9 protein-coding genes and 2 riboswitches are annotated in these 12074 nt (G+C 43.5%); of the genes, 2 read left to right on the top strand and 7 right to left on the bottom strand.

Annotated features, from left to right (window positions below; all coding sequences use genetic code 11):
- Position 1 precedes the first annotated feature (1 nt).
- From DCMF_RS12360 to DCMF_RS12345, 4 genes are all read right to left on the bottom strand, one after another.
- A complete protein-coding gene (locus DCMF_RS12360) occupies positions 2-1576 on the bottom strand; it encodes a permease (protein WP_148134715.1) in 1575 nt (524 codons plus the stop codon).
- Between the two features lie 4 nt (positions 1577-1580).
- Positions 1581-2534 (bottom strand): CobW family GTP-binding protein, encoded by a 954-nt coding sequence (locus DCMF_RS12355; RefSeq protein WP_148137872.1) that lies wholly within the window; start codon positions 2532-2534, stop codon positions 1581-1583.
- Between the two features lie 195 nt (positions 2535-2729).
- The gene (locus DCMF_RS12350; protein ID WP_148137871.1) at positions 2730-3545 is read right to left on the bottom strand and encodes a metal ABC transporter permease; all 816 of its coding nucleotides are present in this window, start codon (positions 3543-3545) and stop codon (positions 2730-2732) included.
- The gene (locus DCMF_RS12345; RefSeq protein ID WP_148134714.1) at positions 3532-4215 is read right to left on the bottom strand and encodes a metal ABC transporter ATP-binding protein; all 684 of its coding nucleotides are present in this window, start codon (positions 4213-4215) and stop codon (positions 3532-3534) included. Before DCMF_RS12345 ends, DCMF_RS12350 begins: the two co-directional genes overlap by 14 nt.
- Positions 4216-4365: 150 nt before the next feature.
- On the opposite strand from DCMF_RS12345, the gene DCMF_RS12340 reads away from it, so the two are divergent.
- Positions 4366-5280, top strand: coding sequence for a metal ABC transporter substrate-binding protein (locus DCMF_RS12340; RefSeq protein WP_148134713.1), 915 nt, complete (start codon positions 4366-4368; stop codon positions 5278-5280).
- Positions 5281-5536: 256 nt separating this feature from the next.
- Positions 5537-5622: riboswitch (glycine riboswitch) on the top strand.
- Positions 5623-5710: 88 nt separating this feature from the next.
- Positions 5711-5814: riboswitch (glycine riboswitch) on the top strand.
- 235 nt (positions 5815-6049) lie between these two features.
- Positions 6050-8698: a glycine cleavage system aminomethyltransferase GcvT gene (gene gcvT / locus DCMF_RS12335; RefSeq protein WP_148134712.1), complete on the top strand. Its 2649-nt coding sequence runs from the start codon at positions 6050-6052 to the stop codon at positions 8696-8698.
- Positions 8699-8925: 227 nt separating this feature from the next.
- Here the strand turns inward: gcvT and DCMF_RS12330 are convergent, their stop codons facing one another.
- The 3 genes from DCMF_RS12330 to DCMF_RS12320 all read right to left on the bottom strand — a co-directional run bounded on the left by DCMF_RS12330 (position 8926) and on the right by DCMF_RS12320 (position 11878).
- Positions 8926-9465, bottom strand: a complete 540-nt coding sequence (locus tag DCMF_RS12330; protein ID WP_214659306.1) for a helix-turn-helix domain-containing protein — start codon at positions 9463-9465, stop codon at positions 8926-8928.
- A gap of 348 nt (positions 9466-9813) precedes the next feature.
- A complete protein-coding gene (locus DCMF_RS12325; RefSeq protein WP_214659305.1) occupies positions 9814-10149 on the bottom strand; it encodes a cupin domain-containing protein in 336 nt (111 codons plus the stop codon).
- Positions 10150-10222: 73 nt separating this feature from the next.
- Positions 10223-11878: a M24 family metallopeptidase gene (locus tag DCMF_RS12320; protein WP_214659304.1), complete on the bottom strand. Its 1656-nt coding sequence runs from the start codon at positions 11876-11878 to the stop codon at positions 10223-10225.
- Between the last annotated feature and the right edge of the window lie 196 nt (positions 11879-12074).

Below are 12074 nucleotides of genomic sequence, written 5' to 3'. Positions count from 1 at the left end.
TTTATATCCCTCCCAAGCCAGAAAGTAGAAAGACCACGGTAAAACATACGATAAAGGCGATCAATAATAGCCTGCCAATAAAACGCTTTGAAAATCCGGCAGAGAGCATCATCACATTTTTGATATCCATCATCGGCCCAAACACTAAGAATCCCATAATCGCACCCATGGGAAATTGATTGGCAAAGCTGCGTGCAATAACGGCGTCGGATGATGAACACAAAGAGAGGACAAACGCCATCACCATCATCATCAGGAGGGAAATTGCCAAACCTGTGCCGCTCTGAGGGGCCGTGAATATTTTTGTTCCCATCGTCTGAAAAAGGGAAGAAATAAAAGTTCCGATCACCAAATATTTTCCTACACTAAAGAATTCTGCTTGTGAATGACGGAAAAACAAACCAACCTTTCCGGGAAAAGTGGTGATCGATTCTGTATCTTCATAGCAGCCACAGCTGCACATAAGCCTGTCCAGCGCACCCCCGGATAATACATAACCTTTCGGCGGCCAGATGGCAAGGATGGACCCGATGGTAACAGCGGCGATAATACCAAAGCACACACGCCCGACCACAATTGTCATGTTGCCGCTGAAAGCGTAATAAGTCGATAAAATAACTACCGGATTGATTACCGGTGTAGCCGTCATAAAGGTAACGGCCACTGAAAGAGGAATTCCTTTTTTTACCAAGCTCCTAAAAATAGGGATGGAGGCGCAGTCGCAGACTGGGAGGCAGAAACCGCTTAAAATTGCCACAAGCATTCCCGCACCGATTGATTTGGGGAATCGGCGTTCAATGGCATCCTGAGGGATAAAGACCTGAATTGCGGAAGAGAGCAATACGCCGATCAGCAAAAACGGGACGGCTTGAAGGATGATTCCTAAAAATACATTAATGATAGTATTGACTGGGATTTGGAACAATTCTAGAATCGGTTTGGCAACAAAGTGCAGGGCCACAATCAGGATGACAATTAGGAAAAAAATGTTGACAGGGTGTTCTTTCCTGCCGAAAAGCTGTTTATATAGATCGTTATAGGCCTTTATTTCATATATATCAACACTGGGGTTTATTCCGCGCATAAGCCGCCGGATTCGATGATGGGTAGCTGTCGAACGTGCATTGCGTAATACAATGAAATCGCAATTCGCAATCTGTTCGGGCAGAGCACCGCCCGTTCTGCCCAACAAATTTTCGATGTGCGCGGCATCTGCCATGTGCACCACCTTTTGAATTTTACACAGGCGGCGCAGCGAGGAATGCAAAAGCAAAGACTGTAGCTGAGAAAACGGAACCACACCGTTCCATTCGATCCAAATCTCGTCGGGTTCGCGGCTTTGTATACAGCTACAAATCTCTTCAACTATTTGCTTCGGTTGTTGCTCCAGAGTTTTTTTGGGGAAGGAGATGCTAGAGCAGTTGTGATGCCGGCTTTGAAATTCTTCCTCGCCGGTTTCAAACTGAATGACAAGTATCCTTACCTCCCGCCAATCACGCCTGTTCAGCAGGCTATTTAGAAACGTTGTTTTCCCGGCATCCAAAAAACCGGTGACAACATAAACGGGTATCGTCATTACATCACTTCCCGTTGAAAAGGCAAACCAATTCCTGGCGGTTTAGATTCCGGCCTATGATGCAAAGCATATCACCGCCGGTAGCACAATTTGTCATCCGTATGTCTCCGGGAAGATATTGAAGGTTTATATATCCATTTGTACCGCGCACGATGCCTTTAGCGCGAAGGATTGTTCCCTGAGCAATTCGTTCCATATTTGAAACTCGCGCCTTCAAATCCTCCATGCTGAATATTTGATTTGTCCGGATGGTAACGGTATCAAAAATATCTTCCGCTCCATGATTGTGGTCACAATCATGCTCCTGGCCGTGCTGACCGCAGTTGCACATATGTATGAGGTCGCGGTGCGCACTGTGTGTGTGATATTCCTGCGCGGGAAATAGGATTTCAGAAGCTGTGATTCGATTCCAAGGCTTTGAAAAAATAACAGCCTGTGTATTCAGGCTTTTCAACAGCTTGCGGGCATTGTCTACTTTGTCGGGGAGATTTTCAGTTCGGCTGAGTAAAATAACATCGGCATGTTGGATCTGGTCTTCAAAAAACTCGCCAAAGTTATCAAGATACATTTTACAGCGCTTCACATCCGCGACCGTAATTTTAGCCATCACTTTTGCATGAGGTTGAATAAGCGGATCAGAACAGGCCTTCATGATATCCGACAGCTTGCCGACGCCGGACGGTTCAATCACAATTTTGTCCGGATGGAATCGGCTTAAAAGCTCCTTCAGGGCTTTCACAAAATCGCCTGACAAGCTGCAACAAATACACCCGGAATTGATCTCTTTAACTTCAATGCCGCCCGATTTTAGTAGGGCGGCATCAACGCTGATCTCGCCGAAATCATTTTCAATCAGGGCCACCTTATGATTCATAAAAGCCTCTTTAAGCAGCTTCTGAATCAGCGTAGTCTTTCCGGCTCCTAAAAAACCCGAAATGATATAAATTTCAGTAGTCATAAAATCCTCCATTGACATTATTAACTCATATCAGTATGGATCATTTTGTGTTACGTTTTATTAAGCTCGCGCTTTATTCGGCATTCCTTTGTAGCGCAGCTTCCATGATATGCAAATGTATATCATTCGCATCTAGCTAATTATAAAATGGCAATGCCATGAAGTCAAGCACTTTAAGATATTTACATACGTACATCATTTAGTGCGAAGGATGCGGATGCTTGCTTGTATCTTTCTTGTTATCAAGACTAAAACAAGGATGGCAACGGATATAAGGGCGGTAAATCCACCGGGGGCTACATTGAGATAATAGGAAATAAACAATCCCAGCATGATGTCGATGACACTAAAAACAATAGAGAAGAACAACGTAAGCTTAAATCCTTTTCCCAGCTGAAGTGCTGTAGCAACAGGAAGAGCAATCATTGAGCTTAGCACCAGCACACCTACGATTCTTATCGAGACAGATATGGCGGATGCCACAAGGATGGAAAAAACATAATTGATTAACCTGACTTTTACCCCCGCTACTTTAGCCGTTTCTTCATCATAGGCGATATAGACCATCTGGTGGCAGAGAAGAATCAGTGTCAAAATGGAAATGGCGCTGAGGACCAATACCATGACCATATCTAGCCGGGTTACAGTGAGGATGCTTCCGAACATAAAGGAATCCGCATTTGCATGGAGTTTCCCGGAACTGATGATGGTAATGGCGGTACCTACGCTCAGAGAGAGCACAATGGTGAGAAGCAGATCGGTGTACTTTTTGAAATAGCTGCGTAAAAATTCAATCAATGCGCCACAGATAGATGTAAAAATAAATGCGCCCAGGATGGGATTCTGATTAGACATGAGTCCGATGGCGATCCCGGCGAGTGAGGCGTGAGACAAAGTATCTCCGATCATGGAGTAACGGCGCAGAACCAAAAAGATACCGATGCACGGGCATAAAATCGAAATAAATACGGAAACAAAAATAGCATTTTGCATGAAGCTATAACTCAACACCATTATCGTCCTTTCTCTTGTTTTTCAGGAATTCATCAGCATATTGTTGAGGCGTACAGAGATGTCCCTGCCCGCCTAACAGATGGTAAATTGACGTTGAATTTGAAACGGCGGCATCCAGATTGTGTTCGACGGAAACAATCGTGATCCCGTTTTCTTGGTTTGTTTTTTTCAAGATCCCATAAATTTCTTTTTGACTGGTGATATCCACGCCGGTAGAGGGTTCGTCCAGAATGAGCAAATCGGGGCTTCCCATTAGTGCCCGCGCAATCAGGATCTTTTGGCTTTGACCGCCGGACAGGGTGCCCATCAATGCGTTCATAAAGTTGGACATGCCGACCTGTTCCAGATTTTCCATAATCACATCTTTATTCTTTATTTTCAGAAGTCTTCGATAAGAATTCAGTGCTTCATAAACAGTAATCGGGAAATCAGAATTAGAAAAATCTTTTTTCTGGGGGACATAACCAATTCTTTTGGAGGGGGAAATAATCTTTCCGCTGGTAGGTTTGATGAATTTCAAGATAAGCCGCAGCAGTGTGCTTTTTCCGCTGCCGTTTTCACCGACTACCGATACATACTCACCATCACGGATTTCCAGGTCAATGCCCTCCAGGATATATGGCGGCGAACCCGTATATGAAAAAAACAAATTTTCTATCTCGATCATCTAAAACACCCTTTCTGACTGCAAACCTAAAACGATTTTTTTGCAAATGCATTTCATTTGCACTTGACAAATTTATCCTTGCCAATTATTATGTACATTATAAATGCGAATGAGAAAAATTTGCAAGTGCATTTTAGGGGGTTGATAAAAATGCTTAAAAGGTGGGCTGCTTTGCTATTATGCGTGATTGCACTTATAAGCTTTTCGGCGTGCAGCAACAATAACAGCCAAGCAGATAAACCGGAAGAAAGCAAACTCAAAGTAACCGTGACCTTTAACGCCATAAAGGAGTTTGTTGAAGCGGTCGGACAGGACAAGGTGGAAATTTCAACGATTATTCCTGATGGTACGGAACCCCATGATTTTGAACCCAAGGCGCAGGATCTTGTTGGCTTAAGCACGGCCAAGGTTTTTGTATACAACGGGCTTGGAATGGAGACTTGGGTGAATGATGCGCTGAAAGCCGCCAACAATGCCAGTCTCATTACAGTGGAAGCGTCCAAGGGTGCTGAAGCAATTACGAATACGGAGCCTGAGGAAATCGAAGAACACGGACAATATGATCCTCATATCTGGTTGAGCCTGAAGGGCGCTGAAATGGAAGTCAAAAATATTAAAGATGCCCTGGTCGAGGCAGACCCAGCCAATAAAGACTATTACGAAAAAAACTGCACTGATTATATTTCTCAACTGGAGAACCTTTACAATGAATATAACGAGAAGTTCCAGCCGATACAGAAAAAGAGCTTTGTAACGGGACATGCTGCTTTTGCTTATCTCTGCCGGGACTTTGGTTTGGAGCAAAATAGCGTGGAAGACGTTTTTGCGGAGGGCGAACCCAGCGCTCAGCAATTAACCGAACTTGTAGAATACTGCAAGGAGAATAAAGTAACCACCGTTTTTGCCGAAGAAATGGCAAGTCCGGACGTTTCCCAAACGCTGGCCAATGAAGTCGGCGCAAAAGTTGACACAATCTACACCATTGAGAGCAACGAGGATGATCTGACATATCTGGATAGGATGACGGACAATTTGTCCAAGATTTATGATAGTCTGTTACAGTAAATAGCTGCGGAAACCAATTGCACACCCTAGGGCAAAACCCAGATCTGAAGGGCTGCGGCAGGGGATTTATGAAAAGCTACATATTTTTTTGTTGACCTTAGTGACCTATTAATAGTAAAATATAGTAAACTAAGAAATTATAATTATAATAACGAATGAGTATGATGGATGTGGGAGAGTCTTTAGAGACACCGAAGAAGCAAATTGCTGGTTTGCCATATCAGCAGTGAAACTTTCAGGTTTCCGAACCGTATCCGGACTCGACTCTGGAAAGTCAAATGACACCGAAGGAGCAAACCGTAAATCGGTTAATCTCTCAGGTCAGAAGACAGAGGCACGGCGATACATATATTGCTGTGCTTTTTTATTTTCTCATGATCATACTTTAGACCTCAGGTGTTTGTTTTTAATAATTGAATAAATATCTGGATGAAGGATTCCGGGAGATACCTACTGAGTTAGGAGCCGAAGAAGCAAGTTGTAAAGGGGTCTTCTTACAATGAACCTTTCAGGCAAAAAGACCGGATCTTGACAGGTCTCTGAAAAGCCGTAAAACCGGCACCGATGGGGCAACACTTCGTGCATACGGAGTGGAATCTCTCAGGTTAAAAAACAGAGGAATGACGGAGAAATGTCATATCCTCTATTTTTTTTGGGGAAGACATGAGGCTAAATATGGGAGGGGGGAAACCGCTAAAATTGGTGGAAGGGGAAAAATTTTGCCCATCCAGGGGGTTAAAAATTATAGGTAAAGAGAGAAGGAGGCTTTATGGAAACATTTAAAAGGACAGTACTTTTTCAGGAACATGTGAGATTAAAAGCCACGATGGTGGACTTCGGCGGGTGGGAAATGCCTGTCCATTACCCGGCCGGTATTGTGGAAGAACATCTTTATACCCGAAAAAAAGCAGGTGTGTTTGATGTTTCCCATATGGGAAGATTTGTCATCACCGGCAAGGAAATGGTAAAATTTCTCCAATATGTGTTAACGAACAATGTTTTGGCTTTGGATCTGAAGCAGGCCCAATATACCATGATCCCCAATGAACAGGGGGGGGCCCTGGACGACGCTTACCTCTACCGTTTTTATGCGCATGAATATTTGTTGGTGGTGAATGCCTCCAATGCGGAGAAGGATTGGGCTCACTTGACCGAGGTAATCAAGGGCTTTGACGCCCAAATTACCAATCAGTCCGAGGCCATAGCGATGATTTCCTTACAAGGACCCGAGGCAAAAAATATTTTGCAAAAACTCTCCGGGAACCTTTATCTCACGGAACCGGAAAAAAATGCCCTGAATATCATTGAATTGGCCGGCAAAGAAGTGTGGATCGCCAAAACAGGCTATACAGGAGAACCGATCGGTTTTGAATTATTTGTCAAATCCCATGATGCCGTTGCCATCTGGTCCCTTTTAATAGAAAAGGGCGCCATGCCCATCGGACTGGGAGCAAGAGACACCCTAAGACTGGAAGCCGGCCTGCCCCTGTATGGCCATGAATTAGGCATGGACCTCCAGGGAGAGGAAATTCCCATTTATGCTGTCCCCTTAGCCAAATTTGCCGTCAGCTATGCGGAAGCAAAAGGAGACTTCATCGGCAGAAAAGCCCTCTGGAAACAGTTCGAAGCTTTTCAGAAAATCATGAAAAGAGATTTCTCCCGTCTCGCCGATCTGCCCAGAGTAATCAAGCCCATTGCTTTAAGCGACAAAGGGATTGCCCGAAACGGCTATCAGGTATTCAAAAACGGGGTAGAGGTGGGCTATGTCACCAGTGGGACCATGGTGCCTTATTACAAGACAGAAGGTCATGGATTGGAAACCGTTATCAAAGAAGAAACCGGCCTGAGAGCCATCGGCCTGGCCCTGGTAAACAGTGACGTTCTGGTAGACGATCAAGTAGAAGTGGAAATCCGGGGCAAGAAAGTGCCGGCAGTGATCCCTCCCTATCACATGAGAGGGGATGCTCCGCCTTTTGCCCGGCCCATCATTTACGGTTTCACGGAAACATACTTAAAAGACACGGCACCGGATTATCAAACCAAAGCATTGAACCTGATTGAAAAAAGCTACCACAATCATCTCTGGCGGCAAGAAGCATGCATCAATCTCATCCCGTCCGAACAATCCCATTCCCGTGCGGTGAGATTGCTGTCCATCACGGACCCCTCTTTCCGGTATGCCGAACACAAAAAAATAAAATCCTTTTATGAAGCAGATGTCTTCTACTATCAGGGCACAAAATTCATTGATGAAGTAGAACACTTACTGGTAGAAGAATTCAAAAAATACTTCCATTGCTTAGAAGTAGAAACAAGGGTGATCAGTGGCCAAATGGCGAATACAGCGGTTTTCAGCGCCCTGATGGATTTCAAAAACAAAGGGAATCGAAAAAAAGAAGCCGATCGATTAGGGTATATACTCAACAACCATATCATCCGGGGTGGTCATCTCAGTGCCCAGCCCATGGGCGCCTTGCATGATTACATCGCCCTTGACCCCATTACGGAAAAACCCGCTGTCGTTAACTTCCCCGTCTTAAAAGACAATCCGTACAAAATAGATGTGGAAGAAACCAAAAAAATCATCACCCAATACAAACCCGAGCTGATCATCTTTGGGAAAAGCATGGTATTGCATAAAGAACCGGTTAGAGAGATTAGAGAATTTATTAATGAACAAAAACTCGACACGGTGATTATGTATGATATGGCGCATGTGCTTGGGCTGATAGGGGATTACTTCCAGAATCCCTTTGCGGAAGGGGCGGAAATTGTCACCGGATCCACCCATAAAACCTTCTTCGGCACCCAAAGAGGCGTAATAGCGGCAAATTACCCCAAAGAAGAGCTCAAATACGAGCTTTGGGAAACCATTGAAACAAGGGCTTTCCCCGGCAGTGTCAGCAATCACCACCTGGGTACCCTGCTGGGATTACTAATGGCCGCCTACGAAATGAATCATTTCAAAGACACCTATCAAAAAAATATCATCGAAAATGCCAAACACTTCGCTAAATCCTTAAAACAGGCCGGCTTAGACGTAGCAGGAGATGCCGATATCTCTTATACCGAGACCCATCAAGTCATTGTCAAGGTAGGATACGGTACCGGTCCCGAAGTAGCGAACAGGCTGGAAGAAAACAATATCATTGTCAACTACCAGGCGACACCGGAAGAAGAAGGCTTCACGGCATCAGGAGCTTTACGCCTGGGCGTGGGGGAAATGACAAGATTTGGTTTTGGGAAGAAAGAGTTTGACCAATTGTCTGAACTGATGGCGGATGTGATATTGAGAAAGAAAAACGTCAAAGAAGAAGTCAAAAAACTGAGAAGTGGTTTCACTGACATGAAGTATTGCTTTACCGACGAGGAAATCGTGTCAGGCTTAGATAAATTGGCGAACGGCATAGGTCTCTAAAGACTGTTGAAATAGTAAGATATAAGTAAGAATTATCAAAAATTGCAGGAAAAGAAGCAGGAAAATTAATAGTGGCTGAATCTCTCAGGTTGGAAAACAGGGGAATGACGACAAACGTCGTATCCTCTGTTTTTTTTAAGAAAACATCACTTCCTTTTGTAACTCATGGTCTATCTTTTTTATGGGTAGGTTGAAGCGGTTTCTTCGATTACCCAATGTAAGGATTATTATAATGTTGGCGGGGCAGCAATAACAAGAATTTCGGCAGTACCTTTTCCTGTGTTTGCAAAGGTGTGGGGGATTAGGCTGTCATAATAAATAGAATCTCCTTTATTTAAAATGTGGCTTTTTAAACCAAGCCGTGCCTCGATTTTACCTTTAAGGACCAGAACGAATTCTTCACCGTTACGGCCAGATGGTCGTGCAACCGATTCTTTTCCTTGGTTAAGGTTAATCTGGACCACTTCGAGAGATTTACTGAGGCTGGGACTCAGCAATTCATACACGACATTGGTACCCGGATAACTAATCTTCGTCCTGTTATTTTTCCTAACGATCATTCCCTTGTTCTCATCATCAGCAAAGAGCTGAAACATGGGTACTTCTAATACATCACAAATAGTTCTTAGGGAAGAAATGGAAGGGTTGTTTAACCCTCGTTCCACCTGGCTGATAAAACTTTGGGATAACTGGGATTTCCCGGAGATTTCCGAGATGCTCATATTCTTAGCTAGTCTAATCTCTCGTAATTTGGTACCGACTGACATGGAAAACCTTCTTTCGTTATACATGTGCTAGTATAATGATATAATTTTACACGATATGTTAATGCCAGTAAATAAAATAATGAGCATAGTGATTTAATACGTTGATAAATAATGTATTAAAATATAGTTTCATCCGCGACAGTATTTATAAAGCTGCCTGTGATAAAATCAAGGTTTTATTTCTGTTAATATCAAATAGTAGGCACATAGCCTAAATTTAAATCCAACCGAATGGTTGGATTTAAATCAGGCGTTATCTTGTTTATAACAAAAACCGATAATTCATAAGAGGGGTTGACAGGTAAATAATTACCCGTCAACCCCTCTTTACACATAATAGAGTATATGTTAATTATTTTGTTCTTCTGGTGGTTTGATAAATAACATTTTGAGAGTCTCTAATTCAACATTTTTTACCATATGACGGTGTCCTGTCGGTATAACTACAAAATCACCAGATGAAATCGGATATTGTTGATTAGAGATAAAGACCTCAGCTAAACCTGATAAAACATAAAATATCTCAACGCAACCATGTATACTCCAAGGCAATTCATCACCTGGAGCAAGCTCGGTTATTCCAACGGTCATCCCATCAATTTGTGCTGCGTTAAGCAATTTTGCGATACTTGAGGAGCCAACAATGTTGGAATTGAGAACGGAAACATTCGTTACAAAATTCAACTGCCATCTCTCCTTACAAAAAGACTCAAAACTTATTGGTTTATACTGTGGGATATTTAGAAGCTTAGATTTTTTACCTGGAGAAAATGACCGGACCTTCTTCGGTGATAACAAAACTATCCTCAATGCCGAAGCCATGTCCCCTGTAACCCCATTGCAGTTCGAAGCAGCAGATCATACCAACTTTGAACTGAGCTTTTTCACCCTTCTTAAAGCAGAGGTTGGCCGGCTCCTCCTTACCCATGGTATGGCCTACGTCGCGGCTATAAACGTCTTCCAAGTGGATGATAGATGCCGGGACAAGATTTTTTTGTTTAATATCATCCAAATATTTGTCTACGCCGCGGCAAGCGGCTAGATAGACATCCTCACCGGTTGCTCCCGGTACTGCCGCCGGGATCCCTTGTTCCAACTGAACTTTTTCCAGGTACTCGTAAACTGTTTGACCTGCTTCATTGAAACAGAGGGTCCGGGCCAAATCGGAAACACCGCGCAGGAAGCCATAGCTGTCATACATTTTGATGCCGGTGTCGTATTTAATGGAATTGTTGGCCGCTGTCAGTTGATAACCTGGTTTGTAAGAGGATGGGGATTCACTCCGGTTCCCGGAGTGCAGGTTGGCAAAGTATATTTCATGGGAAAAAGGTATGCCATATTTGTTTTTAAAAGAATCCACACTGGCTTTGAAAAAAGCAAAGATATCTTCTTCTGTCACAAACCAGTCCTCTCTGTAGCGGTGTTCCGCTTCCCCAAGGGCCCGTTCAATAGCGTGGGACGTGGAGAGGGCACAAAGAATATAGAAGGGCAGGTCGGCGCCGGCAATTTCTTCACGCCAATCTCTCAAGAGAGTCGAAGCGAATTTTACCTTTTTACTATCGAGCCCCAAACCTATAAGCTGGCCCATGCCCATATCTTCATCTTCCACTCCGATCACACCATCAGGCACTAGGCTAAGAAATTGAGGAGCATTCAGGATGCCGGACCGTCCTTTGCGAAGCTCTTTAAGCTCATCGGTGTGGAGAATGATTACTTCATCACCGCCTTTTATATACATGGCCAGAATCCCCCCTTCATTGGTGCGTTGGGGTACGGCAGCTAGTTCCTGCACGTTCAGGGGAGAAGTAGCGATAATAGCCTGAATATCGTTTTCACCCATATATCTGTCGAGAACAGCAAAACGGGAAGGGAAAGAGCGTTCCATAAATTTGCTTAAGGACGATATCTGGGGGATTTTTTTGTCTTCCATGATTTCCTCAGCTAGTTTAGCAGCTGCATGGTAGGAATTATTGAGGAGTTTTTCTACTGCATCCACGGGTTGTTCCAGGATCCTGCTATTAATCTGAGGTGAGTTGGGTTTAAACTTCAGCTCAATTTTCCCCAGTAATTGGGTATAAAAAGCTACGGGAATATCATAGTCAACCACTAGTTCCTTATCAGCTAATTCAGTAATTGCTGAAGCCAGATCCGGGTAGGCCTTTTCGGGCTGGGGTTCAAAAAGAAAATAGGGCCGGATATAGATAGGTTTCATGTTGGTGGGAATAACCCGGCCTTGGTGGTAACCTCTTTCATGAAAACGTCCACCAAGATAAATATTTTCCCCGACCTTAAGCGCAAAAGGACCGTGCATTTTCCAGGATGCCAGTTGTAGCTTTGGAAATAAGTAGTCTTCAAAGATATCAAAGCCGGTTTCCTTTTTGTACTGGTATTGGTTGATCACTAATTCTGCCATGAATAGACACCTCTTTCCCATTATTTTGTAAGATTAATGTTTCTTCTTTTTAAATATCTCATCTGGCTAGCGCTGGCCCGAACTAGATAAATCTAGTTTTAGATATTAAAAAGTGAAACTGAGTTTTTTATTCTACGCGTTGATTATATTTTCCTTCTAGGAAGAAAAAATCTTTTTCTTTCCCCTTCACCCTGAT

The organism is Candidatus Formimonas warabiya, assembly GCF_002777255.1.
GTDB lineage: Bacteria > Bacillota > Dehalobacteriia > Dehalobacteriales > Dehalobacteriaceae > Formimonas > Formimonas warabiya.
The sequence above is the reverse complement of the archived record's forward strand: the minus strand, read 5'-3'. Positions and strand labels throughout refer to the sequence as shown.